A 24,339-nucleotide genomic window follows, 5' to 3' on the forward strand; every position below is an offset into this window, starting at 1 on the left:
CACCATCATGCTTGGTACGTCCATCATCCTCTCCCTGTCGCATCGAGGCGACTTTTGTCTTGTAGACGGGAGAGTGAACGCAAGCCGGCGCCTCCGCAACAATTAACTCAGCCTGATCTCATTACAGCGCCGCGCCGCTATTCGAGGTCGCTTTCGCTGACGATTACCGGCTGCGCGTCGGCGTTGCGGGCCAGTGCCGAAAGGGCAGCGTCGACGATCGTGTCGGAGAAGCGGTTGAACATGTCGATGGCGTCGCCATCGGGCGCGTCGCCGCTCAACGCTTCCAGCACATCATATTGGACGGCAAACTCATATTCGTCGCCATCGGCTTCGCCGCTGAACTCCACCTGACGCTCGTCGATGTTGTCGAGCAGCGTGGCCATATCGATCTCGAGCCGGTCGATCGCCATTCATCCGTCCTTTCCTTGTGGTCAGCAGCCAAAAACCGCAGTCGCGTCGATGTTCCAAGCTTTGATGGGGTTCGCCGTAACCACACTGGCGCATGCCGCGCACGTCCGGTCGCAGCGTGGATGGTCGGCGGGGCGGCGATGGATCAGCGATGACCGGCCAGGGAGACGGCGCAGCGATCCTAGATCGCTGATGTCAGAGGGAGAAAGATTTCATGCGTCATCGTTCGATCATGCTCGCGGCCTGCGGCATGTTGATGCTGGGGGCCTGCGCCAAGAAGGCGCCGCCGGCCCCGCCGCCGCCGCCACCCCCGCCGGGCGCGGTTGCCGGCAGCCATGCGGCGGATCGCGACGGCGACGGGATCGTCGACGGCTATTACACGTCCGACGGTATTTACCACCCCTATGCGGCGCCGACACCGCCGCCGCCGCCCGCGCCGACGCGCCGCGGCGAACGGGGCTGACCCTGCGGGCGACGGGAGGGCGGCGGTGCCGCTCTCCCCTTGCCGCGATTGGGATCGTGCTGGCGGTGACCGCCCCCGCGACGTCAGCGACGGGGGCGACCAAAGCCAAAGCCGTTGCCGGCAAGGCGGCAAAGCCGAAGAAGGCCGGCACCAGCGTCAGGAAGACCGCCCCGGCCAAAGCCGCGCGGTCCGCCGCCGAGATCGCGCGCGACCGCGCCGTGGCCGGCGCGATCCACGCGTCAGCGGATGGCTGGATGGCGCGCGTCTATGCGCAGCGCAGCTATGCGCCGTTATGGGTGAGCGGCGGGCGGATCGGCCCGGCCGCGGACAGGCTGATCCATTATCTCGGCGATGCCGATCTCGATAATCTCAAGCCGTCCTCCTACGGCATCGAAAAGCTGCGAGCGCGGCTCGATGCGGCGCGCGGCGGCGATCCGGCGCGCGTGGCAGCGGCCGAGCTGGCGCTGTCCGATGCGTTCGTCCTCTATGTGCGCGATCAGCGCAAACCGCGCGATGTCGGGATGAAATGGGCCGACGCGGCGCTCAAGCCGAAGCGTCCCCGGCCCGAGGCGGTGCTGCGTGCCGCAACCTTCCCCAAGTCGTTCACCGCTTACGTCGAGGACATGGGCTGGATGAGCCCGCGCTACGTGGAGCTGCGTCAGCTTTCCGCGCAGGCACGCACCGGCGGCATCGCGACCGCCGCTTTGGGGCGACTGCGGCTGAACCTCGATCGCGCCCGCCTGTTGCCCGGTCCGTGGACGCGGCATGTCGAGGTCGATGCCTCTTCGGGGCGGCTGTGGTATTATGAGGCCGGCGCGACCAGGGGCACGATGCGCGTCGTGGTCGGGACGCGCGAGACGCAGACGCCGATGCTTGCCGGCACGCTGCAATGGGCGATCCTCAATCCCTACTGGAACGTCCCTGACTATCTGGTCCGCAAGAACATCGCCACCAAGGTACTTGCCGGGCGCACACTGGCATCGCTGCACATGGAGGCGCTGAGCGACTGGACCGCCGCCGCGCGCCCGATCCCGGCCAGCGCGATCGACTGGCCGGCGGTGGCGGCGGGCAGGCGCGAGCTGCGGCTGCGTGAGCTGCCGGGGCCGGCCAATTCGATGGGCAAGGTCAAGTTCCTGTTCCCCAACGACGAGGGCATCTACCTTCACGACACCCCGAACCGCCCGCTGCTGCAGAAGGACGACCGGCATTTCAGCAACGGCTGTATCCGGCTGGAGGATGCAGCGCGGCTCGGACGCTGGCTGATGGGCAGGCCACTCAATCCGGGGAAGAAGCCCGAGCAGGCGGTGGCGCTGACGGCGCCGACCCCGGTCTATCTTACCTACCTGACCGCCACCGGCGGGGCGGGGCGCACCCTCGGCTTCCGTGACGATGTCTACGGCCGCGACAGGTGACGTCAGCGGCCTGACGGCGGGTCGAGTGCCGGCACGTGCCGGGCGGCCTCCGCCGGATCGATCCCGGGCCGCGGGGCCGCCGGAAGGCGCTCGTCGCCGCGGATCGCGCGCCCGGCGCGCTGAATCGCCTCCACCAGCCGCGGATAAATCCCGCAGCGACAGATGTTGGTGATCGCGGCGCTGATCGCCTCGTCGGACGGCATCGGGTCTCGCTTCAGCAGCGCGGCGGCGGCCATGGTGATGCCGGGGATGCAATAGCCGCATTGCGGCACGTTCGCGGCGATCAGCGCGAGCTGGACCGGATGCGACCGCTCACGCGACAGCCCCTCGATCGTCGTGACGAACGTTCCCTCGACCTGCCGTAACGCCACCTGACACGAACGCACCGCCTTGCCGTCGACATCGACGGTGCAGGCACCGCAGCTGCCGGTGCCGCAGCCATATTTGGTTCCGGTCAGGTTGGAGGCGTCGCGCAACGCCCACAGCAACGGCGTGTCCGGCGCCAGCCGGTATTCGACGGCCTCGTTGTTGACGGTCAGGCGGGTCATCGCGTTGCGTTATCGCCGCGCGCAGCCCGCAACAAGCGGCCAGCGCACCGCCGGTGTTCAAACGCACGCCGCCCGGGTCAGGCGGAACGCTGGTCTAACCGTCGCGACGACGATAGGCGTGGTGGATGTTGTTGAACCAGCCTGCGCTCACCTTCGCTCCGGCGGCGCCGCGATCGCGCGGCCTGCGCGCCTCGGCCAGGTCGATCGCACCCTTGGTGAAGTGCAGCCCCGCGAGGGTGGCCGATGTCCACATCACCTCGGCAGGCAAGCCGGTCAGCGATCCCATCGTGACCTCCAGAAGATCGCCTTTGGTAAGCTCGCCCGGATTGTCGATGCAGGCGCCGGTGACCGAAAGGTTGCGGACGCGCGCCTCCACCGACCGGTCGCGTTGGTCGATACGCGCATAAAGGATGACGCTGCTGCGCGGTTCGCGGGGCGGAGAATCAGACATCGGACGATCCCCTTAGCATGGTCATGGCAAACAGGCCGTTAAAACCATTCGCTGTCCCGCACACGAGCAACCTGGTTTAATCCCTTAATCTGCGTAAGAATGGTTGCCAGCCGCTGCACCGTTGCCATACTGCCGTCGGATGGATCCGCAATTGGCGTCGGGTGACGCGCTTCCTTCGGCGGTCAGTGCCCTTACGCCTTGCGATCGCGAGCCCATTCATCTGGCAGGCGCGGTGCAGCCGCACGGCATGATGCTCGTCGCCGATCCGCGCACGCTGCGCGTCGTCGCGGGCGCCGGCGCGATCGAGACGGTGCTCGGGGCAGACTGGCTCGACGCGGATCTGTCGACCTTGCTGGGGCAGGACGTCACGGCGCTGACCGACACGACCCCGGGGCCGGGCGGCACCGTGCTGGGCGCGCCGGTGGTCGGGCATGACGTGGCATTGCACCTGGCGGGCCCGTGGCTGATCGCCGAACTCGAGCCGAGCGAGGCGCAGCCGGGCACCGTCGCCGCGACGCTCGGCTGGCTCGATACGATCGCGCTGGGGTTCGAGCGCGCGGGCACGCTGCGGATGCTGACCGATCGTGCCGTAACCGCGTTCCGCGCGCTGACCGGGTTCGACCGCGTCATGATCTACCGCTTCCTCGATGACGAGGCCGGATGCGTGGTGGCCGAGGATCGCGATCCCGCCCTGGGCTCGTTCCTCCACCATCATTTTCCTGCCAGCGACATCCCGCGGCAGGCGCGCGCGCTGTATGTTCGTAATCGCACGCGCGTCATTCCCGACGTCGGCTATGTCCCCGCACCGCTCCGTCCGGCCGGGTTCGAGCAGGTCGACCTCAGCGATGTCGCAATCCGCAGCGTCTCGCCGGTGCATGTCGAATATCTGCGCAACATGGGCGTACAGGCATCGGCGTCGATCTCGATCGTCAAGGACGGGCTGCTGTGGGGCTTGGTCGCCTGCCACAACATGACGCCGCGGCTGATGCCGCGCAGCGTGCGGGCGGCGGCGTCGGCGATGGCGAGCGCGCTCGCGCGGCAGATCCTCGCCAAGGAAGAGGCGGAGGCGTATCGCGTCCGGCTCGCGCTGCGCAGCGAGGAGGATGCGCTGCGCCCGCTGCTGCAACAGAGCGATCCGTTCCGGGTGCTGGCGGAACGCGGCGACGAACTGCGACGGATGTTCGACGCCGACGGGCTGGTGCTGGTCCGCGACCGGACGGTCACCGCCACGGGGGTGGCGCCGGCCGATCTCGAGGTGCTCGATCTGCTGCGCTGGGCCGCGCTGCGCGAGGATGGCCCGGTCTTCGCCACCCGCGAACTGGCGATCGACTGGCCGGCGGCAGGCGCGTTCGGACCGATCGCGGGCGTGCTGGCGCTGCGCATCGACGATCGCCACACCTTGCTGTGGCTGCGCGTCGAGCAGATCGAGGAGATCGAATGGGCCGGCAACCCGCACAAGGCCGTCCCGCACGATCCCGAAGCGACGCTTCATCCACGTGCGTCGTTTGAATCCTGGCATGAAACCGTGCGCGGGCGCTCACGGCGGTGGACGCTGGAGCAGGTCGAGGGCGCCAACCGCCTCCGCCGCCTGCTGCGCGAGGCGCGCGTCTCGAACGAACTGCGCCGGCTGAATCAGGAACTTGAGCGAACCGGCGCCGAGAAGGACGCGTTGCTGGCGCAGAAGGACCTGCTGATGCGTGAGGTCGACCATCGCGTGCAGAATAGCCTGCAGCTCGTCTCGTCGTTCCTCGGGATCCAGGCGCGCGACGCCGGGCCGGGCGTGGTTGCCGATCAATTGCGCGAGGCGCGCTCCCGGCTGTCGGCCGTCGCGCTGGTCCACCGGCGGCTGTATCGCGACGACCAGATCGAGACGATCGATCTTAGCCGTTATCTGGGCGAGTTGCTCGACGATCTGAAGCAATCCCTCGGCGAGGAATGGTCGCGGCACATGTTGCTGTCGATCGCACCGGTGCTGATCCCGACCGATCGTGCGGTCAACATCGGACTGATCGCCGCCGAGCTGGTCATCAACGCCACCAAATATGCCTATCCCGGGCGGCCGGGCGGCCCGATCGAGATCACGCTCGAACAATATCGCAACCGCCTGCGCCTGATCGTCGCGGATCAGGGTGTCGGCAAGCGCGGCGTCGGCGAGGGATTTGGCAGCCGGATGATGCGCGCGGTGATCCAGCGCATCGACGGGGAAATGGATTATCTCGACAACGAACCCGGCCTGCGCGCCGTGCTGACCGCGCCGATCGAGGCGGCTTAATTCAAGTGTTGATCAAAACAGATGTGGCCAGAGCAGTCGTCATTGCGAGCGTAGCGAAGCGATTCAGGGCGTCCTGATCCGGCTCTGGATTGCTTCGCTGCGCTCGCAATGACGGATTACGTCAGGCTGGCGAGTCCACCGCCGCCGCCTCGGCATAAAGCGCGAAGGTGGCGAGCGCGCCCGCGATCATCCGTGCCGACCAGTCGCCGTCCTTGCCAGCGGCCGCTTCGTCCAGCGCGATCCGGATCGCGCGCCACTGGCCGGACGCATGGACCGCGCCGAGATACCGCCCCGGCAGCTCGGCCGGCACCTGTCGCGCGAGCATCGCGCCCCCCAGCCGAGAGCCTTCGACGACATAGAGCACGCCCCACAGCGTCGCCGCGTCGTCACCCGGCGCGAAGGGCAGGCAATCGGGCACCGCGACACCCAACTCCTCAAGGTCCGCGGCCAGCAACCCCGCGCGCGTCGGCAGCGTCCGCGCGAACGGCAGCGCCGCCATCACCCGCTCCGCCGCCGGCAGCGCGCGACCATGCGCGAGCAGGAAGCGCCGGTACGCCGCGGGGGTCGCCAGATCGTGCGCGCCGAACGCGGCGTCGACCGCCTCATGCGCCGCGCCGGTGGCGTTGCGCAGCATCGTCATCGCGGACATCGGCGTCAGTCCAGCCCACGCTCCAGAAAGCGTTCCGCCACCGCGCAGTGCATCGCGACCCCGGTGGCGAGCACATTCTCCTCGATCGTCATCCGCGTGTTGTGGAGCGGCGGGTTCGTGCGCCAGTCGCTGCCCGGTGCGGCGACCCCGACGAATGCCATCGCGCCCGGCACCTCGCGCAGCACATAGCTGAAGTCCTCACCGCCCATCATCGGCGCGGGCATCGCGGTCCAGCCGGCACCACCCGGCACCTTCGACGACAGCTCGCGCAGCAGCCGCGTCGCGCGTGCGTCGTTGACCGTCACCGGATAGCCTTCGTCGATCGTGGTTTCGGCGACGCAGCCATGCGCGGCGGCGATCCCCTGCGCGATCTGGTGGAACGCCTCGCGCATCGCGGTGCGCGTCGCCTCCGACAGCGTGCGCAGCGTCCCCATCAGCTTGACCTCTTCGGGGATGATGTTGTGCGACGATCCGGCGTGGATCTGCGTCATCGTCAGCACCGCCGGATCGGCGACCGGCACCCGACGCGCGACATGCTGTTGCAGCGCGGTGACGATCGCGCAGGCGACCGGGATCGGATCGATCGCGTCGTGCGGCATCGCGGCATGGCCGCCCTTGCCGCGGATCGTCGCCAGCACTGTGTCGGTCGAGGCGAGCATCGCGCCCTCGCGGCCCACGAACACGCCCGCCGGCGCGTTGGGGAGGATATGCAGCGCGAATGCCGCTTCCGGCCGCGCGACGTCGAGCAGCCCGTCGGCGATCATGTGTCGCGCGCCGTGGTGGCCTTCCTCGCCGGGCTGGAACATGAAGACGATCGTCCCCGACAGATCGTCGCGCCGGGCGCTCAGCGCCTTCGCTGCGCCGACCAGCATCGCGGTATGCGCGTCATGCCCGCAGGCGTGCATCTTGCCGGGGATGGTGGAGGCGAACGGCAGCCCGGTCTCCTCGCTCATTGGCAGAGCGTCCATATCGCCGCGCAGCAACACCGTGCGCCCGTTCGACGCCGCGCCACCGGTCCGCGCGCCGCGCAGAATCGCGACGAAGCCGGTCGTGCTGGTGCTGTCGTGGATCTTGAGCGGCAGACCGGCGAGCGCCGCCTTCGCCTTGGCGGTGGTCAGCGGGCAATGCAGCCCGACCTCCGGCTCGGCATGGATCGCCCGGCGCAGCGCGATCACGTCCGCCAGTTCGGCGGCGCCGATCGCGGTCCAGTCGGTTCGGGTGGCGAGCGTGCTGGTCATGACGGACTCCTTCGGTCAGCGCTGTAACCGATCCGTCATGCCGGCGGAAGCGTCAGGGCGCGCGGCGCGCGCTGGTGACGCGGATCGCGGGCGCGAGCATCTGCCCCTTCATCGCGCCTTCACCCAGCGTCGGTGAGGTGGGGGCGAGCAGGATCCTGCGGATCACGTCCATCCCCTCCAGCACGCGCCCGAACGCGGCAAAGCCGGGCTGGCCGTCCCTGGCGTCCATCGAGGTCAGGTCGCCGACCACCACGAAGAAGTCGCCGGTCGCGGTGTTGGGCGCTGCCATCGCCATCGAGATCGTGCCGTCGGTGTGGCTGAGGCCGGTCTGCGTGGTCGGCTCGAACTTGATCGGTGGCAGGGTACGTTTGGCGTCGTTGCGCGTCCCGAACTGGACGATCCCGTAGCCGTCCGCGACCTTCACCGCGCGATAGAAGGACACGCCGTCCAGCTTCTTGCCGTCGACATATTTCAGGAAGTTGGCGGCGGTGATCGGCGCAGCCTTGCTGTCGACTCCGATCACGATCGGCCCGGCGTCGGTGGTCAGCACGACGCGGCTGAGCATCGTTGCGACAGGCGCGGTCGCCGCTGCCGACGGTGCGACCGGGGCGGCGGGGGCCTCTTGCGGTGCAGCGAGTGCGAGCGCGACGAGTGCCGCGATCATGCCGCACCCTCCGGTGCGGGCGCGATCAGCACCGGCAGCGTGTTCGTCGCCGCGCCGGTCAGTTGCAGGACGTAGCGTCCGGGGGCGAGGCGGTAATCGACGATCTTGCGGATGCCGCTGCATGCCGGACCGTGGCCCTGCGCCGTGGCGGGCAAGGGACGTCCGCCACGCACCACCTCGATCCACGCCGGTCCGCCCAACGCGATCCGGTAGGTGCCGGGACGGGTTACCTGGAACAATGCGACGCCGGCATTGGTCCCGGTGCCGAGATCACGCGTCGGCGGCGCGGCCGGGGCGAGCCGGTCGAGCGGCACCAGCCGCAGCTCGGCGGCGCGCCCGACTGCGAGCACCGGCGCATGGCGCGTGGCTGCCCCGGCCTCCAGCGCGACCCGCGTGCTCCAGCCTTCAAAGCCGACCGGCAAAGCGGGGCGCAGCGCGTTGCACGACGGCTCGGGCGCGGGCAGGTCCTGCGCGGAGAAGGGTGCTGACGCGAGCAGCAGGGACAAGGCGAACGACATTTACGGGCTCCAGGGTACCCGTGCTCCATACCCGCCCCGGACCGTCGCCACCAGCCCGGTGATCGACCGACGGCGGCAACCAACCACCGGCTTGCCGTGTTCAGGCCGAAGGTGCAGCCTGACCCGCTTCAAAGGGAGAGCAACGATGACCGATCAACACAACGACATGGGCCGCGCAGCCGCCGATGCGGCGCAGCAGGCGACCGACCGCCTGCGCGCTTCGGGACAGCACATGATGGAAAGCGGCCAGACGATCAGCACCAAGATCCTCGATCAGGTCGAAGCCAATACGCAGGAGGCTTTTTCCGCGATGCGCGCCGCCGCGCAGGCCAAGGACCTGTCGCAGGTGATGCAGATCCAGAGCGATTTCCTGCGCACGCAGAGCCAGCGCTCGATGGAGCAGGCGCGCGAGATCGGCCAGCTCATCATGCAGTTCGGCCGTGCGGCGGTGGCGCCCGGCAGCGGGAATGACTCCAACGCCTGACATTTTCGTCATCCCGGACAAGATCCGGGATCCCGCTTTTCGCGACGGAAAAGGGAGGAGCGGGGTCCCGGATCAAGTCCGGGACGACGAACAAGGGTCAGCCACCCACCGGCCGCGGGCCCTGATCGGTCACGTCGAGCAGCGAGTCCCCGCCCAGCGTGCGGTACAGCGTCACCAGATTGGTCGCGCGCACCAGTTGCGTCGCCACCAGCGTACGTTGCGCTGAATACAGCTGCCGCTGCGCGTCGAGCGACGTCAGATAGGTGTCGATCCCGCCGCGATAGCGCGCGTTGGTCAGGTTCAGCGTGTCGACCGCCGCGGTATAGAAACGCTGGTTGGCGGCGAGCTGTTCGGTGATCGTCCCGCGCCGCGCGAGCGCGTCGGACACTTCGCGGAACGCGCTCTGGATCGTCAGCTCGTAATTGGCAAGCGCGGCGTCGCGCTGCGCTACGCTATAGTCGACGTTCGCGCGTCCCGCGCCGGCGCGGAAGATCGGGTAGCTGGCGTTGGGCGCTACCGACCAGTTGAACGCATCGCCCGAGAACAGGGTGCGCAGCGCAGTGCTCGCGAACCCGACCAGCCCGGTCAGCGAGATGCGCGGGAACAGCGCCGCGCGCGCCGCGCCGATCTCGGCATTGTAGGCGCGCAGCGAATATTCGGCCTGCACGACGTCGGGGCGGCGCAGCAGCACGCCCGAGTCGATCCCGGCGGGCAGCTCGCCGATCGTTTGCGCGGCCTGCTCGATCCCGGCCGGCAGCTGCGCGGCGTCGATCGGCGCGCCAACCAGCAGTTGCAGCGCATTGACGTCCTGCGCCAGCGCGGTGCGCTGTTCGGCGAGGTCGGCCTCGGCAGTGGCGAGGATCTGTTCGGCCTGCCGCACGTCGGTGCGCGGCGAGACGCCGCCCTGACGGCGCGCATCGGTCAGCCGCACGCTGGCGCGTGCCGCGACCGCGGTCTGTTCGGCGACGGTCAGCAGGCTCTTGTCGGCAGCATAGTTGAGCCACGCGCTGGCGATGTCGCCGATCAGCGTCAGCCGCGTCGCGCGTGCCGCCGCCTCCTGCGCGAAATAGCGCGACAGCGCCGCACCGGTCAGCGAGCGGACCCGCCCGAACAGGTCGATCTCGAACGCGGTAACGCCGAGCTGCGCCTGGAAGGTGCTGTTCGATCCGGACACGATCGTCGTTCCGCCGGCGCCGGTGCCCGTTCCGCCCGTTCCCGTTCCGGTGCCACCGGTGCCGGTCCCACCCGTCCCGGTGCCGCCGGTGCCGCCGCTGCCGCCGCTGCCGGTGCCGGTCCCGCCGGCGTTGACCCCGGTGTTCACGCCCGAGCGGCTGCTCTGGCGATAGCTATAGGCGCCGGTGGCATTGAGCTGCGGGAACAGGTCGGCGCGCTGGACGCGATATTGCGCGCGCGTCGCCTCGATGTTGGCGACCGCGATCCGCAGATCGCGATTGTTGACCAGCGCCTGCTCGATCAGCGCCTGCAACCGTGTGTCGCGGAAAATGTCGCGATAGGTGACGCTTGGGAGCGCAGCCTCGCTCTGCCGCAGATAGGCGTCGCCGATCGGCCAGGAGGTCGGCACCGGCGGGGCAGGGCGGACATAGCTGGGCGCAAGCGAACAGCCCGCCAGCGCGACTGTCGCGGTCAGGGTAGCGAATCGGCGAAACATCATGCCCCCCCCGGCGCGGGGAGCGCCGGCCTGTCGATCGGACGCGGCAATTGCTTCGGCGCGTCGGGTGCCGCGTGGCCGCTGTGGTCGTGCGGGCCGTCGTCGTCGGGGCCCGGCTCTGAACTGGGATCGGCACCGCGGCGCAGTCCCTTCCAGCCGTCACGGAAGCCGCGGCGCACCAGCACGAAGAACAACGGGATGTAGAAGATCGCCAGCACCGTGGCGGTGATCATCCCGCCGATCACCGACGTGCCGATCGCGATGCGGCTGTTCGCACCCGCGCCGGTCGAGATCGCCAGCGGCAGCACGCCGAAGATGAAGGCGAGGCTGGTCATCAGGATCGGCCGCAGCCGGATGCGCGCCGCCGACAGCGCGGCGTCGATGACGCGCTTGCCCTTCTTCTCCTCCTGCTCGGCGAATTCGATCATCAGGATCGCGTTCTTCGCCGCCAGCCCCATCGTCGTCAGCAGCCCGATCTGGAGATAGACGTCGTTGACCAGCCCGCGCAGCGTCGTGAACAGGATCGCGCCGATCAGCCCGAGCGGGATCACCAGCAACACCGCGAACGGGATCGACCAGCTTTCGTATAGCGCCGCAAGGCACAGGAAGACGACGAGGATCGACAGTCCGTACAGCAACGGCGCCTGACCCGACGACAGCCGCTCCTGAAACGACAGCCCCGCCCATGACACGCTGGTGCCCGGCACCTGTCCGGCCAGTTCCTCGATCCGCGTCATCGCGTCACCCGAGCTTTTGCCCGCGGCGGCGGCACCCTGGAATTCATAGGACGGGATGCCGTTGAAGCGCGACAGCGTCACCGGGGCCTGGCTCCACCCGATCTGCGAGAACGCCGCGAACGGTACCATCTGCCCGTTCGATCCGCGCACGAACCACTGGTTCAGATCGGTCGGCGCGGCGCGATACGGCGCGTCGCCCTGCACGAACACGCGCTTGACGCGCCCGCGGTCGACGAAGTCGTTGACGTAGCGGCCACCCCAGGCGGTCGACAGCGTCGTGTTGACGTCGGCCTGCGTCAGCCCCAGCGCCGCGAGCTTCTGCTGGTCGATGTCGATCTTCAGCGTCGGCGTATCCGGCAATTCGGTCAGCCGCACCGAGGCGAGCGCGGGATCGGCGTTGGCCGCCGCGAGCAATTTGTCCTTTGCGGCGCCGAATTCCTCCTGCGTTAGCCCGCCGGAGTTCTGCAATTCCATCGTGAAGCCGTTCGACTGGCCCAGCCCGCGCACCGCCGGCGGCACCAGCGCGAAGACGCGTGCGTCGCGCAAGCCGCGGAACGCCGCCGAGGCACGCGCCACGATCGAATCCGCGGTGTTCTCCTTGCCCTCGCGCTTGTCCCACGGCGCGAGGTTGACGAAGCCCTGACCGGTGTTCTGTCCGCTCGCGCCACCACCGCCGCCGCCGCTGACCGTGAACATCGTAACGACGTTCTTGCCCTCGCTGGTCGCCAGATAATCCTCGACCTTGTGCTGCACCTCTTCGGTGCGCGAACGGGTGGCACCGGCGGGAAGCTGAAATTGCACCAGCGCCGATCCCTGATCCTCGGTCGGCAGGAAGCCGGTCGGCATCCGCAGGAACAGCACCGCCAGTAGCGCGACCGTCAGCAGATAGATCAGCAGGAACAGCGCCTTGCGATCGATCACGCGCCGCACGCCCGCGACATAGCGCGCCACGCCGCGATCGAACGTATTGTTGAACCCGTCGCGCGCGCGCTCCAGCCCGTGCGCGACGCGCGGGTATTTGCGGCCGATCCAGCTTTCCTCGATCGGATCGCCATGCTGGTCGTGCGTCTGCTTGAGCAACGTCGCGGTCAGCGCAGGCGACAGGATGACCGCCACCAGCACCGACAGGATCATCGCCGAGACGATCGTCAGCGAGAATTGCCGATAGATCACGCCGGTCGATCCGCCGAAGAACGCCATCGGCATGAACACCGCCGACAGCACCAGCGCGATCGCGACGAGGGCGACCGTGATCTCCTTCATCGACTCGATCGTCGCCTCGCGCGGGGTCATGCCGGGGTTTTCCTCCAGCAAGCGCTCGACATTCTCGACGACGACGATCGCGTCGTCGACCAGCAGCCCGATCGCCAGCACCAGCCCGAACAAGGTCAGCGTGTTGATCGAGAAGCCCGCGACATAGAAGACCGCGAACGTGCCGAGCAGCACCACCGGCACCGCGATCGCCGGCACCAGCGTCGCGCGCCAGCTTTGCAGGAACACGAACATGACGATGACGACGAGGATGATCGCCTCGATCAGCGTCTTGACCACTTCCTCGATCGACAGCTTGATGAAGTCGGTGGTGTCGTTGGCGAAGGCATAGGTGACGCCGGGCGGGAACGCTTTCGACGCCTGCTCGACCTGTGCCTTGACCAGCTCGGCGGTCTTGAGCGCGTCGGCGCCCGGCGCCAGCAGCACCGCGATGCCCGCGCCGGGGTGGCGGTTGACGCGGCTGAATGCGTTGTAGCTCTCCGCCCCCAGTTCGATCCGCCCGATATCGGCGAGGCGGACGGTGCCGCCGTCCTGCTCGGTCTTGAGGATGATCTTGGCGAACTGATCGGGGGACTGGAGCCGCGACTGCGCGGTGACGACCGCGTTGAGCATCTGGGTCGACGGGCTCGGCTGACCGCCGATCTCGCCCGCCGCCACTTCGGTATTCTGGTTCTGGATCGCGGTGATGACGTCGCCGGGCATCAGCTGGTAGCTGTTGAGCTTCGCCGGATCGAGCCAGATCCGCATCGCATATTGCGAGCCGAAGACGTTGGTGTCGCCGACGCCCTTGGTGCGGCCGAGCGGGTCCTGCAGGTTGCTGACCAGAAAGTCGGAGACGTCCTGATTGGTCAGCTTGTCGGTCGTGTCATAGACGCCGACGATCAACAGGAAGTCGGGGTTCGACTTGCGGACCACCAGCCCCTGCTGCTGCACCTGTTGCGGCAGGCGGCTCAGCGATTGCTGGACCTGATTCTGGACCTGCACCTGCGCGATGTCGGGATCGGTGCCCTTGTCGAAGGTGGCGGTGATCGTCACCGACCCGCGGCTCGACGAACTCGACTGGAAATACAGCAGGCCGTCGATGCCGGTCAGCTGTTGCTCGATGACCTGCGTGACGCTGTTCTGGATCGTCTGCGCGTTCGCGCCGGGGAAGGTGGCGCGGATCGAGACCTGCGGCGGCGCGACGTCGGGATATTGCGCGATCGGCAGCGACAGGATCGCACCGACCCCCGCCAGCATGACGATGATGGCCAGCACCCATGCGAAGATGGGGCGGTCGATAAAGATGCGGGACATGCCGGCTTAGCCCGCCTTGCCCCGGCCACTTTGACCGCTACCGCCACCGGATTGTTTCTTCATTTCCTCAGGCGAGGGGGCCTTGACCGGTTGCGGCGCATTGGCGGGCACCGCGCGGATCTGTGCGCCGGGGCGCAGGTTGGCGAGGCCCTGCGTGATGATCTTCTCGCCGGGCTTCAGCCCGTCGGTGACCACCCAATAGGCACCCTGCGTGCGGTCGGCCTTGACGTTGCGCTGCTCGGCCTTGCCGTTCGCGCCGACCACGAACAAGGTCGCGTTGCCCTTGGCATCGCGGCTGATCGCGGGTTGCGGCACGAGGAAAGCGTTCTTCAGAATCGACTGCGCGAACTCGGCACGTACGAACATGCCCGGCAACAGCAAACCCTGCGGGTTCGGGAAGCGCGCCCGCAGCGTGACCGTGCCGGTGCTCTGGTCGACGACGACCTCGGCGAACTCGACCGTGCCCTTGATCCCGTAATCGCTGCCGTCCTCCAGCTTGAGTGTCACCTCGGCGCGCGCCGGGGCGGCACCACCCGCCGCGAGCGCGCGGCGCAATGCGAGCAGGTTGGTGCTCGATTGCTGGATATCGACGAACATCGGATCGAGCTGCTGGATCGTCGCGAGCGGATCGGCCTGCGTCGCGCTGACCAAGGCGCCGACCGTGAATAGCGAGCGTCCGATCCGCCCGGTGATCGGCGCAGGGACGGTCGTGAAGCGCAGGTTGACGCGCGCGCTGTCGAGCTGCGCGCTGTTGACGCCGATCTGCGCCGAGGCCTGCCGCTGCTGCGCGACGGCGTCGGTATAATCCTGCGCGCTGATCGCTTCCATCTCGGCGAGCGGCTTGTAGCGGTCGGCGCGGATCTTGGCGGCGGCGAACGTCGCCTGCGCGTTGGCGACATTGGCCTGCGCCTGATTGGCGGCGGCGCGATAGAGCGACGGGTCGATCTGATAGAGCGGCTGGCCGCGCTTCACCAGCGCACCCTCCGTGAAGAAGCGCTTCTGGATCACGCCGGTGATTTGCGGCCGGACCTGCGAGCTTTCGTAGGCGACGGTCCGGCCGGGCAGTTCGCTGATCGTCGGCACCGCGGTCGGCTGCACCACGACATAGCCGACCGTGGTCGGTCCGCCGCCGCCGGGGCCGCCTGCGCCGCTTTTGCCCTTGGCCTGTCCGCTGTCGCTGCCACCGCTACAGGCGGACAGGGCAAGCGCTGCCGCAAGGCTCGCCAGCCCGGCCGCAGCGCGCATCCGCCGTACCGTCAAATTTCTTGTCACTCTGTGCCTGTCCGAACCCGAGGGTGTCCTCGGCTAAGCGCTATTTGTCGCAAATGTTTCGCACCGGCGAACATTTATTCGTCAGGTCCGTCGGAAACGTCCCGGTCGCCGCTCAGCAACCGACTTCAATCCCTCACGAAAATCGTCGGTTTGCATCAGCCGGTCCTGCTCGGCGCGCTCATGCTCGGTCCGCTCGCGCACCGCCTCGGCCAGCCCCGCGCGCAGTGTCGCGCGCGTCGCCTCGACCGCGAGTGGCGCATTGGCGGCGATCTCGACGGCCAACGCCTGCGCCGCCACAAGCGCGTCGGGCGCGATCTGGTCGACGAGCCCGTAGCGGAGTGCCTCGTCCGCCTTCACGCGCCGTCCGGTCAGCAGCATCAGGCTGGCGTGCTGTCCGCCGATCACGCGCGGCAGGGTCAGGCTGATTCCGAACCCTGCATGGAAGCCGAGCGTCACGAAATTGGCCGAGAACTTCGCCTCGGGCGCGGCGACGCGAAAGTCGGCGACCAGTGCGAGCCCCAACCCGGCACCGACCGCCGCGCCCTGGATCGCCGCGACGATCGGCTTCTTCGCCGAAAACAGCCGCACCGCCCCGCGATACAGCGCCGGCGTCTCGCTCTCGCCCTGCTCGTCGACCAGCGGCTTGTCGCCGGTCAGGTCCGCGCCGCCGCAGAACACGCGCCCCTCGGTCGCCAGCACTACCGCGCGCACCTCCGCATCGGTGTCCAGTTCGTCGAGGACGTCGGCGAGCGCATGGATCAGCGCGGCATTGACGTGATTGTGCGGCGCGCGGTCGATGACGACGGTCGCGACATGGGTCGACGCGTCTCGAATGACGGACAGATGCTGCTTCATGCGCGGGTTCCCAGAAGGTTGCGGGCCACAACCCAGTTATGGATCTCGGTCGGGCCGTCGTAGATCCGCATCAGGCGGATGCGTGCCGCCATCTGCGCCAGCGGCAGTTCGCGGGTCATCCCCATCGCGCCGAACGCCTGCATGACATGGTCGAGCACTTCCCACGCCATCTCCAGCGCGAAGCTCTTGAGCATCGACACCTCGGTGCGCGCGTTGCGACCCTGATCGATCTTCCACGCGCAATCATAGGCCATCAGCCGCGCGGCATGGATGCGGATCGCGGCATCGGCGACCCAGTTCTGCACCGTCTGTCGCTCGCTCAACGGCTTGCCGAACGTCGTCCGCTGCGGGGCATAGTCGACCAGCATGTCGAGCGCGCGCGCCGCCATCCCGATCGCATTCGCCGCCATCTCGGCGCGGCGCGTGTTGAGGCGAAGCTGCATCGGCGCGAACCCCTGACCCTCGGTGCCCAGCAACTTCCACCCCGGCACGCGGCAATCGTCGAGCGCGACCTCATAGGTGGTCTCGCCGCCGATCATCGGGATCGGGCGCACGACCGAGAAGCCGGGCGCATCGCGGTCGACCAGAAACGCGCTCATCCCGCCACGCTGGCGCTTTTCCTTGTCGGTCACCGCGATGACGATCGTGAAATCGGCGCGATCGGCCTTGGTGATCCAGATCTTGCGGCCGTTGAGCACCCAGTCGTCGCCGTCGCGCACCGCGGTCGTCTTCATGCCGGCGGGGTCGGAGCCCGCGCCGGGCTCGGAAATGCCGATCGCCGAAATCGTTTCGCCGCGCACATAGGGGGCGAGATACGCCTCGCGCTGGCGGTCGTCGACGGTGGCGGCGAGCATCCGCAGGTTCGGGCTGTCGGGCGGCAGCGTCCACGGCGCGATCGTCCGCCCCAGCGCCTCGTTGACCGCCACCATCGCCACTGCGGGCAGGTCGGTCCCGCCGACATCGGCCGGCGCATCAAGCCCCCACAGCCCCAGCTCGCGCGAGATACGATCGACATTTGCGCGCTCGTCCGCGGTCAGCTCCAGCCCGTGCCCGCGGGCGTCGCGCTCCAGCAGGCCGTTCTCCAGTGGCACCAGCTCGTCATCGACGAAGCGCCGCACCAGCTCGGCGATCATGCGGTGATCGTCGTCGAGATCGAAATTCATGCGCTCTCCCAGCGTTCGTTGCCGCCGGCTCTAAGCGCTTGACGGGGCGTGCGCCAGCGGCGTCGATGATGGCTCCCCCCGCCGTCATCCCGGACTTGATCCGGGATCTCGCTTCCTCTTTTCGAGGGTCGCAGGAAGAAGCTGGGCCCCGGATCAAGTCCGGGGTGACGGGGGAAAGCAATGTGCAGATCGGGGACGGCGGGGGGCCGTAACGGAATCCCGGACGTCGTCTACCTAGCCCTCGCAACCGTTTCGCCGGTGGATCGTTGCTGTGGCACGGGAGACCAGAACCGGATTGCCGGACTCTCTCGTGCAAAGGGGCGTTGTTCTTGGTTTCTTCGGTACGTCATTTCCGTTTGCTCCTGGCCAGCGCCGGGATCGCGTTGATCGCCGGACAGGCGCAGGCCCAGATGCAGACGCCGGGCACCGCCCCGGCGCGTGGGCCAGATGCGCCGCGAGAGACGCGGCCCGCCGCCGATCCGCAGAATGACGCGCCGATCGTCCCCGATGCCGAGTTCGACAAGGCGCTGCCGCCGCTCTCCGGCGACATCAACGCGCCGCTGGAGCCGATGCCGGCCGACGCCACCACGCCGGCGACGACCACCCCCGCCGCGGACGCCGCCGCGCAACAGCCGATCACCCCAGGCGCACTGCCGCCGACACCCGCGGTCGACCCCGCACTCGCCCAACCGCTCGAACCACTGTCGACCTTCAATACCGAGCCGCTGCGCTCGGTCGCCGACGTCAAGGACGAGAACGCGCCCGACATCCGCTACACCAACGAGGTGCGCGGGCTCGACCCGCTCGGGCTGACCGACGAGTTCAACTCGCTGTCGGCGCTGCGCGAGGGCAAGGGCAAGGCCGACAATGCCACGCAAGTCGCGGCGCGCGGGCGCGAGGACGAGCAGCTCGCGGTGCGGCTGATGAAGTCGCTCGGCTATTATGACGCGACCGCAATCTCGACGATCGAAACCGTCCCCGGCGCCGACCAGAAGATCAAGGCGATCGTCAGCGCGACGCCCGGGCAGCAATACAAGCTCGGCACGATCACGGTGAAGGCCGATCCGACCACGCCGCCCGATCTGGTCCGACGCGAACTGCCGCTGCGCACCGGCGATCCGATCGAGGCGCTGCGCGTACAGGGCGCCGAGGCGAATGTCAGCCTGAAGCTGCCGCAACAGGGCTATCCGTTCGTCAAGGTCGGCGAGCGCGACATCCTGCTCGACGAACAGACGGCGCGCGGCGACTATACGCTGCCGGTCGACACCGGCCCGCGCTCGTCGTTCGGCGTGCTGCGCACCGAGGGCGAGCCGGTGTTCGACCTCAAGCACCTCAACGTCTTCCCGCGCTTCGATCAGGGCGAGCTTTACGACAATCGCAAGGCCGATGACCTGCGCGAGGCGCTGGTCGCGACCGGGCTGTTCAACGGCGTCGGGGTCCAGCCGGTCCGCACCGGCACGGTCCTGCCGGACGGTACGGAGCAGGTCGACCTGATGGTCCGCCAGACGCGCGGGCCTGCCAAGAGCCTGTCGGGCGGCGCCGGCTTCCAGACCGGGCAGGGCGTCACGGTCGAGGGCACGTTCACCAACCGCAATCGCTTCCCGCCCGAGGGCGCGCTGATCCTCGGCGCGATCGCGGGCACGCAGCAGCAGGGCCTGTCGGCGACCTTCCGCCGCCAGAACGCCGGCAAGCGCGACCGCACCGTGACGGTGGTCGCCAGCGCGCTGCGCGCCAATTACGACGCGTTCGAGGCGTTCACCGGCACGCTATCGGGGCGGATCTCCTACGATTCGACTCCGATCTGGCAGAAGAAGTTCACCTACGCCTATGGCTTCGAGCTGGTCGGCACGAACGAAAGCGTTTTCGACTTCGCCGAGAACGATCGCGTCCGCCGCACCTATGGCGTGCTCGCGCTGCCGGGGCAGGTGCAGTTCGACACTTCCGACAATCTGCTCAACCCGACCCGCGGCTATCGCCTGAAGCTGAGCCTCAGTCCCGAGACCTCGGTGCAGGGTTCAGTGCGGCCCTATGGGCGAAGCCTCGTCGAGGCGACCGCTTATTATCCGGTTTCCGACAGCCTCGTCATCGCGGGACGTGTCCGCGCCGGCAGCATCTTCGGGATCGCGCGCGACGACATTGCGCCATCACGGCGCTATTACGGCGGCGGCGGCGGGTCGGTGCGCGGTTACGGTTTCCAGCGGCTTGGGCCGCTCGAACCCGAAAGCTCGCTGGTGCCCGACGACAAGGATCGCGACGAGGTCAAGGACCTGCGTCCGATCGGCGGCCGCAGCCTCAACGAATTCTCGCTCGAGGCGCGCTATCGCTTCGGCAATTTCGGGATCGTGCCGTTCATCGACGGCGGCAACACCTATGAAAGCACCCTGCCGAACGGCAGCGACCTGCGCTTCGGCGCGGGCATCGGCGGGCGTTTCTACACCAATTTCGGCCCGATGCGCGTCGACGTGGCGACGCCGCTCAACCCGCGACCCGGCGATGCCAAGGTCGCGCTCTACATTTCGATCGGGCAGGCGTTCTGATGACTGACGAGACGCTGGCGCCGGGCGAGGGCACGATCGTGGTGGAGCGCCGCCCCGTGTGGCTGCGCATCCTCAAGTGGATCGGCATCGCGATTCTCGGCCTGCTCGTGCTCGTCGTCGCAATTGTGCTGGGGATCAACACCGATCCGGGCCGTCGCTTCGTCGCCGACCAGATCGGCGGCTACACCACCGCCTCGGGGCTCAACATCAAGGTCGGGCGCGTCGACGGATCGCTCTACGGCCAGATGCGGCTCAGCGACGTGCGGGTCAGCGACCCCAAGGGCGTATTCCTCACCTCGCCGCGGCTCGACGTCGACTGGCGGCCGTTCGCGTTCATCAACAATCACGTCGACGTGCGCTCGGTGTCGAGCCAGCTCATCACCTTGCGCCGCAATCCCGAGCTGAAGCCGTCGACCGAGCCGACCGACCCCAACGCGCCCCTTCTCCCTGATCTCGATATCGACATCAACCGCCTGCAAGTCGCGCGCTTCGTCATGGAGCCGCCGGTGTCTGGCGCACGCCACATCGCGCGCTTCGACGGTCAGGCGCATATCGCCGATCGCCGCGCGCAATTGCTGGTCGATGCGGTGACGCTCCGCGCCCCGGGTGTTGCCGGTGGCGATGTCGCGCGCGTCAAGATCGAGGCGGTTCCCGACGACAACAAGCTCGACGTCGACGTGCGCCTCACCGCCCCGGCGGGCGGGATGGTCGCGCAGCTCGGCGGGCTGAAGGCGCCGCTGACCGCGACCGTTACCGGGCGTGGCAGCTGGGCGTCGTGGCAGGGTCGCGCGCTGGCCACGCTCGGCGGCGGGCAACTCGCCGACCTCGCGCTCACCGCGCGCAACGGCCATTTCGAGGTGCGCGGCCCCACGCGCCCCGGCCTCTATCTCGAAGGCCCGGTGGAGCGGCTGACCGCCCCGGCCTTGCAGGTCGCCGCCGACGTCACGCTCGGCGAACGCAGCGCCGACACGCGTATCAAGCTGACGTCCAGCGCGCTGGCGGTCGACGCGGGCGGGATGCTCGACCTCAAGAACAGCCGCTTCGGCAATTTTGCGGTCGACGCGAAGTTGCTGACACCCGGCGCGATCGCCCCTAACGTGCGCGGGCGTGACGTACTGGCGCGCGTCGTGCTGAACGGCGCGTTCGCGACGCCGACGGTGGACTATAAGGTTCGTGCCACCTCGCTCGGCTTCGGCGAAATGAGCGTCGAGAATCTGTACGCCGAGGGGCTGGCACGCGTGAACAGCGACCGCATCCTCGTGCCGGTCCATGCGCGCGCGAAGCGGATCGCAGGGCTCAACCCGGCGCTCGGCGGGCTCACCACCAATGCGCGGATCGATGGTGACCTGGCGATCCAGATGCCGAACATCCTGTCGGACAATCTGCGCATTCGCTCCGACACGATCGACGCCACCGCGATCATCGCCGCCAATATGGAAACCGGCCGCTACACCGGCGGATTGCAGGGACGCGTCAACAACTTCCGCGTCGACAGCGTCGGCATCCTCAACATCCAGACCGATGCGAAGCTGGTACCCGGCGCGCGCGGCGGGTTCGGGATCAGCGGCCGCGTCGCGGTGCAGACCAAGCAATTGTTCAACGAGGGCGCACGCAACTTCCTCGGCGGCAATGCGGTGCTCAGCACGCGCTTCGGCTATTCGCCCGAGGGTGTGGTCACCTTTGAGAGTCTGAAGATGAACGCGCCGCTGTTCCGCATTACGCGCGGGCAGGGGCGGTTCGATCCGGCAAGCGGCGCATTGCTGGTCGATGCCGACGCTTACTCCAGGCAATATGGTCCGCTGTTCGCGCGCGTCACCGGTTCGGCGACCGCGCCGGTGGTGCGGCTCCGCGCGCCACGGCCGGGGGTCGGGATCGGGCTTGCCAATCTCGACGCGCGTGTGGTCGGCCGCGGGGGCTCGTATCAGGTCAATGCGACCGGCGGCACCAATTACGGGCCGTTCAACGCCGACGTACTGGTCACGCCGGGCAAGCAGCTTGCGGTCGACATCCGCCGCGTGCTGTTCGCGGGCGTGCAGTTCGCGGGGCGTGTCGTCCAGACCGCCGCCGGGCCGTTCGCCGGGCAGGTGCGCTTCAACGGTCAGGGGCTGAACGGCCTCGCGACACTGGGTGCGCAGGGCAAGTATCAGCGCGCCAGCGTCAACGCGCGTGCGCTCGCCGCGAAGATCCCGGGCGCGGTCGACTTCACGATCGGGCGCGCGCTCATCAACGCCGATATCGTGCTCTACGACAAGCCGCAGGTCCGCGCCGACGCGCAGGTCGCCGACATGCGTTATGGCGCGACCGTGATCGAGACCGGGCGCGTGCGGGTGAACTACGCCAACGGCTCGGGCGCTGCGCAGGCGCTGCTGACCGGCTCGAACAGCGTGCCGTTCCGCCTCGCCGCCAATGCGCAGCTGTCGCCGTCACAATACCTCGTGGCGCTGCAAGGCGCGGCCAATGGTGTCAACTTCCGCACCGCTTCCCCCGCCCGTATCGTGCCTGACGGCAAGGGTTACCGCCTCGATCCGGCACGCCTCGACTTCGACCGGGGCTCGATGCGGCTCGCGGGCAAGTTCGGCGGCGGTGCGACCACGGCGCAGCTGCGGCTCGACCGGCTCGACCTCGCCTTGCTCAACGCGCTCGTTCCCAATCTCGGGCTCGGCGGGCAGGCGACCGGCAGCGTCGACTATGTCCAGCAGGCCGGTCAGGCGTTCCCGACAGCCGACGCGCGCGTCAACATCGCAAACTTCACCCGCTCTAGCCTCACTTCGGTGTCCGAGCCGGTCGACGTGGTCTTCCAGGGCCGGCTGACCAGTGCCGCGGGCGAGGGGCGGGCGCTCATCAAGCGCGGCGGGACTCCCGTCGGCCGAATGGTCGCGACGCTGACGCCGACCGGCAGCGGCAGCTGGACGACGCGGCTGATGCAGGGGCCGCTGTCGGGCGGGATCCGCTACAACGGGCCGTCTGGCGTGCTGTTCAGCCTCGCCGGGCTCGCCGAGCAGCAATTGTCGGGACCGATCGCGATCGCGGCCGACTTCGGCGGAACGGTTGGTGCGCCGCGCATCAACGGCCTGATCCGCGCCGACAATCTTACCTACACCAACGAGACCTATGGCACCCGCCTGACCAACATGCGGATCGGTGCGCGCTTCAACAACGACCGGCTGGAGCTGTCGCAGCTTCAGGCCAAGGCCGGCGACGGCACCGTGCAGGCGCAGGGTAATGTCAGCCTCGCCGCCGCGCAGGGCTTCCCGCTCGACGTCCGGGTGGCAATGCGCGACGCGCGGCTGGCGAAGTCCGATGCGCTCGGCGCGACCGCCACCGGCGACATCCGCATCCAGAACAATGCCAACGGCGGGCTGATCTCGGGTGACATCCTCGTCCCCAACGCGCGTTACGAGATCATCCGTCAGGGCGCTGCTGAAGTGCCCGAGCTGACCGGCATCCGCCGCAAGAGCGATACGCCGCGCGCCGGTAAGCCGACCGACCGTCCCGCCGCACCGGCGGTGGGGCTCTTCAAGCTCGACCTGCGCGTCCACGCCGACAACCAGCTGTTCGTCTCGGGGATGGGGCTGGAGAGCGAATGGTCGATGGACCTGCGCATCGGCGGCACCAGCGCGGCGCCGACGATCGGCGGTGGGCTTGATCTGGTCCGCGGCACCTATTCGTTCGCGGGCAAGCGCTTCGAGGTGTCGCGCGGGCAGGTGCGCTTCCGCGGCGGCGCGGCGCTCACCGATCCGGACATCAACATCCTCGCCACCACCAGCAACGATGGCGTGACGTTCAACATCAACATCACCGGCACCGGACAGCGCCCGCAGATCGCGTTCACCTCGACCCCGTCGCTGCCGCAGGACGAGGTGCTCAGCCGCCTGCTCTTCGGCACCAACCCGGAGAACCTGTCGGCCACGGAGGCGCTGCAACTTGCCTCCGCACTCAATTCGCTGCGCGGGTCGGGTGGCGGGCTCAACCCGCTCGGCAAGCTGCGCTCGGCGACCGGCTTCGACCGGCTGCGCATCCTCGGCGCGGATGAGGCGAGCGGGCGCGGCTCGGCGCTGGCGGCGGGCAAGTATCTGACGAACGATATCTATATCGAGATCGTCACCGATGCCCGCGGCTTCACCGCCACCCAGCTGACGATCGCGCTGACCAGGTCGATCAGCCTGTTGTCGCAAGCCGGGTCGTTCGGCGGCTCGAACGTCCAGCTCCGTTACTCGCGCGACTGGTAATCTCCGTCGCCCCGGACGCGATCCGGGGCGACGCTTGGTCACGCCCGCTGCGATGAAGTGAAAGCCGGGGTTCCCGCGGTATAGCGGCAAAGACGCCGGGCTCGTCGCCCGGACCTGATCAGGAGCTCTGCTTCTGGTTGGCGGCCCGTGTAGAAAGCGGAATTCCGGATCATGTCCGGGACAACGGAAGCGGGCAGGCGGT

Annotated in this window: 18 protein-coding genes; 6 read left to right on the forward strand and 12 right to left on the reverse strand. The window is 68.4% G+C overall.

Annotation, left to right across the window (positions count from 1 at the left end; genetic code table 11):
• Positions 1-137: 137 nt before the first annotated feature.
• A complete protein-coding gene (locus BACI71_RS09135; protein WP_159757898.1) occupies positions 138-410 on the reverse strand; it encodes a DUF1488 family protein in 273 nt (90 codons plus the stop codon).
• 212 nt (positions 411-622) lie between these two features.
• On the opposite strand from BACI71_RS09135, the gene BACI71_RS09140 reads away from it, so the two are divergent.
• Together BACI71_RS09140 and BACI71_RS09145 are read left to right on the forward strand one after the other, a co-directional pair.
• On the forward strand, positions 623-871 hold the full coding sequence (locus BACI71_RS09140) for a hypothetical protein (RefSeq protein ID WP_159757901.1): 249 nt from the start codon (positions 623-625) through the stop codon (positions 869-871).
• A 56-nt stretch (positions 872-927) separates the two neighbouring features.
• Positions 928-2,283: a L,D-transpeptidase family protein gene (locus BACI71_RS09145; RefSeq protein ID WP_236552914.1), complete on the forward strand. Its 1,356-nt coding sequence runs from the start codon at positions 928-930 to the stop codon at positions 2,281-2,283.
• A 2-nt stretch (positions 2,284-2,285) separates the two neighbouring features.
• Here the strand turns inward: BACI71_RS09145 and BACI71_RS09150 are convergent, their stop codons facing one another.
• Entirely contained in the window at positions 2,286-2,831 is a 546-nt protein-coding gene (locus BACI71_RS09150; protein ID WP_159757904.1) for a (2Fe-2S)-binding protein, read from the reverse strand.
• A 94-nt stretch (positions 2,832-2,925) separates the two neighbouring features.
• Positions 2,926-3,282 carry a PilZ domain-containing protein gene (locus BACI71_RS09155; RefSeq protein ID WP_159757907.1) on the reverse strand — a complete coding sequence of 119 codons (357 nt, stop codon included), beginning with the start codon at positions 3,280-3,282 and terminating at the stop codon, positions 2,926-2,928.
• Between the two features lie 139 nt (positions 3,283-3,421).
• Between BACI71_RS09155 and BACI71_RS09160 the strand changes: the two genes are divergently transcribed.
• Positions 3,422-5,554 carry a histidine kinase dimerization/phosphoacceptor domain -containing protein gene (locus BACI71_RS09160; RefSeq protein ID WP_159757910.1) on the forward strand — a complete coding sequence of 711 codons (2,133 nt, stop codon included), beginning with the start codon at positions 3,422-3,424 and terminating at the stop codon, positions 5,552-5,554.
• A 121-nt stretch (positions 5,555-5,675) separates the two neighbouring features.
• Here BACI71_RS09160 and BACI71_RS09165 read toward each other — a convergent pair whose 3' ends face one another.
• From BACI71_RS09165 to BACI71_RS09180, 4 genes are read right to left on the reverse strand one after another with little or no spacing between them, the layout of a single operon-like run.
• Positions 5,676-6,203: a biliverdin-producing heme oxygenase gene (locus BACI71_RS09165; RefSeq protein WP_159757913.1), complete on the reverse strand. Its 528-nt coding sequence runs from the start codon at positions 6,201-6,203 to the stop codon at positions 5,676-5,678.
• Positions 6,204-6,208: 5 nt separating this feature from the next.
• Positions 6,209-7,441, reverse strand: a complete 1,233-nt coding sequence (locus BACI71_RS09170) for a M20 metallopeptidase family protein (protein WP_159757916.1) — start codon at positions 7,439-7,441, stop codon at positions 6,209-6,211.
• Between the two features lie 52 nt (positions 7,442-7,493).
• Complete coding sequence (locus tag BACI71_RS09175) at positions 7,494-8,105, reverse strand: peptidylprolyl isomerase (RefSeq protein WP_159757919.1); 612 nt, start codon at positions 8,103-8,105, stop codon at positions 7,494-7,496.
• Complete coding sequence (locus BACI71_RS09180; RefSeq protein WP_159757922.1) at positions 8,102-8,623, reverse strand: homogentisate 1,2-dioxygenase; 522 nt, start codon at positions 8,621-8,623, stop codon at positions 8,102-8,104. Before BACI71_RS09180 ends, BACI71_RS09175 begins: the two co-directional genes overlap by 4 nt.
• Positions 8,624-8,768: 145 nt before the next feature.
• On the opposite strand from BACI71_RS09180, the gene BACI71_RS09185 reads away from it, so the two are divergent.
• On the forward strand, positions 8,769-9,107 hold the full coding sequence (locus BACI71_RS09185; RefSeq protein ID WP_159757925.1) for a phasin family protein: 339 nt from the start codon (positions 8,769-8,771) through the stop codon (positions 9,105-9,107).
• A 97-nt stretch (positions 9,108-9,204) separates the two neighbouring features.
• Here the strand turns inward: BACI71_RS09185 and BACI71_RS09190 are convergent, their stop codons facing one another.
• The 5 genes from BACI71_RS09190 to BACI71_RS09210 form a co-directional block, all read right to left on the reverse strand.
• A complete protein-coding gene (locus tag BACI71_RS09190; protein ID WP_159761042.1) occupies positions 9,205-10,776 on the reverse strand; it encodes an efflux transporter outer membrane subunit in 1,572 nt (523 codons plus the stop codon).
• Positions 10,776-14,081 carry an efflux RND transporter permease subunit gene (locus BACI71_RS09195; RefSeq protein WP_159757928.1) on the reverse strand — a complete coding sequence of 1,102 codons (3,306 nt, stop codon included), beginning with the start codon at positions 14,079-14,081 and terminating at the stop codon, positions 10,776-10,778. Before BACI71_RS09195 ends, BACI71_RS09190 begins: the two co-directional genes overlap by 1 nt.
• Positions 14,082-14,087: 6 nt before the next feature.
• A complete protein-coding gene (locus tag BACI71_RS09200; protein WP_159757932.1) occupies positions 14,088-15,326 on the reverse strand; it encodes an efflux RND transporter periplasmic adaptor subunit in 1,239 nt (412 codons plus the stop codon).
• A gap of 108 nt (positions 15,327-15,434) precedes the next feature.
• Complete coding sequence (locus tag BACI71_RS09205; protein WP_159757935.1) at positions 15,435-16,208, reverse strand: enoyl-CoA hydratase/isomerase family protein; 774 nt, start codon at positions 16,206-16,208, stop codon at positions 15,435-15,437.
• Positions 16,205-17,371 carry an acyl-CoA dehydrogenase family protein gene (locus tag BACI71_RS09210; RefSeq protein ID WP_159757938.1) on the reverse strand — a complete coding sequence of 389 codons (1,167 nt, stop codon included), beginning with the start codon at positions 17,369-17,371 and terminating at the stop codon, positions 16,205-16,207. The genes BACI71_RS09205 and BACI71_RS09210 overlap by 4 nt, the downstream gene beginning before the upstream one ends.
• 410 nt (positions 17,372-17,781) lie before the next feature.
• Here BACI71_RS09210 and BACI71_RS09215 point away from each other — a divergent pair, with 410 nt between their 5' ends.
• Both BACI71_RS09215 and BACI71_RS09220 read left to right on the forward strand, forming a co-directional pair.
• Complete coding sequence (locus BACI71_RS09215; protein WP_159761044.1) at positions 17,782-19,908, forward strand: autotransporter assembly complex protein TamA; 2,127 nt, start codon at positions 17,782-17,784, stop codon at positions 19,906-19,908.
• The gene (locus tag BACI71_RS09220) at positions 19,908-24,137 is read left to right on the forward strand and encodes a translocation/assembly module TamB domain-containing protein (protein WP_159757941.1); all 4,230 of its coding nucleotides are present in this window, start codon (positions 19,908-19,910) and stop codon (positions 24,135-24,137) included. The genes BACI71_RS09215 and BACI71_RS09220 overlap by 1 nt, the downstream gene beginning before the upstream one ends.
• Positions 24,138-24,339 lie beyond the last annotated feature (202 nt).

The organism is Sphingomonas sp. 8AM, from assembly GCF_902506455.1.
GTDB lineage: Bacteria > Pseudomonadota > Alphaproteobacteria > Sphingomonadales > Sphingomonadaceae > Sphingomonas.

Excerpts from the sequence above, each read along its gene's own strand:
- BACI71_RS09150 (WP_159757904.1), bottom strand. The coding sequence starts at position 2,831 with ATGACCCGCCTGACCGTCAACAACGAGGCCGTCGAATACCGGCTGGCG.
- BACI71_RS09155 (WP_159757907.1), bottom strand. The coding sequence starts at position 3,282 with ATGTCTGATTCTCCGCCCCGCGAACCGCGCAGCAGCGTCATCCTTTAT.
- BACI71_RS09210 (WP_159757938.1), bottom strand. The coding sequence starts at position 17,371 with ATGAATTTCGATCTCGACGACGATCACCGCATGATCGCCGAGCTGGTG.
- BACI71_RS09165 (WP_159757913.1), bottom strand. The coding sequence starts at position 6,203 with ATGTCCGCGATGACGATGCTGCGCAACGCCACCGGCGCGGCGCATGAG.
- BACI71_RS09180 (WP_159757922.1), bottom strand. The coding sequence starts at position 8,623 with ATGTCGTTCGCCTTGTCCCTGCTGCTCGCGTCAGCACCCTTCTCCGCG.
- BACI71_RS09160 (WP_159757910.1), top strand. The coding sequence starts at position 3,422 with ATGGATCCGCAATTGGCGTCGGGTGACGCGCTTCCTTCGGCGGTCAGT.
- BACI71_RS09220 (WP_159757941.1), top strand. The coding sequence starts at position 19,908 with ATGACTGACGAGACGCTGGCGCCGGGCGAGGGCACGATCGTGGTGGAG.
- BACI71_RS09185 (WP_159757925.1), top strand. The coding sequence starts at position 8,769 with ATGACCGATCAACACAACGACATGGGCCGCGCAGCCGCCGATGCGGCG.
- BACI71_RS09190 (WP_159761042.1), bottom strand. The coding sequence starts at position 10,776 with ATGTTTCGCCGATTCGCTACCCTGACCGCGACAGTCGCGCTGGCGGGC.
- BACI71_RS09135 (WP_159757898.1), bottom strand. The coding sequence starts at position 410 with ATGGCGATCGACCGGCTCGAGATCGATATGGCCACGCTGCTCGACAAC.
- BACI71_RS09215 (WP_159761044.1), top strand. The coding sequence starts at position 17,782 with ATGCAGACGCCGGGCACCGCCCCGGCGCGTGGGCCAGATGCGCCGCGA.
- BACI71_RS09170 (WP_159757916.1), bottom strand. The coding sequence starts at position 7,441 with ATGACCAGCACGCTCGCCACCCGAACCGACTGGACCGCGATCGGCGCC.
- BACI71_RS09195 (WP_159757928.1), bottom strand. The coding sequence starts at position 14,081 with ATGTCCCGCATCTTTATCGACCGCCCCATCTTCGCATGGGTGCTGGCC.
- BACI71_RS09175 (WP_159757919.1), bottom strand. The coding sequence starts at position 8,105 with ATGATCGCGGCACTCGTCGCGCTCGCACTCGCTGCACCGCAAGAGGCC.
- BACI71_RS09200 (WP_159757932.1), bottom strand. The coding sequence starts at position 15,326 with ATGCGCGCTGCGGCCGGGCTGGCGAGCCTTGCGGCAGCGCTTGCCCTG.
- BACI71_RS09140 (WP_159757901.1), top strand. The coding sequence starts at position 623 with ATGCGTCATCGTTCGATCATGCTCGCGGCCTGCGGCATGTTGATGCTG.
- BACI71_RS09205 (WP_159757935.1), bottom strand. The coding sequence starts at position 16,208 with ATGAAGCAGCATCTGTCCGTCATTCGAGACGCGTCGACCCATGTCGCG.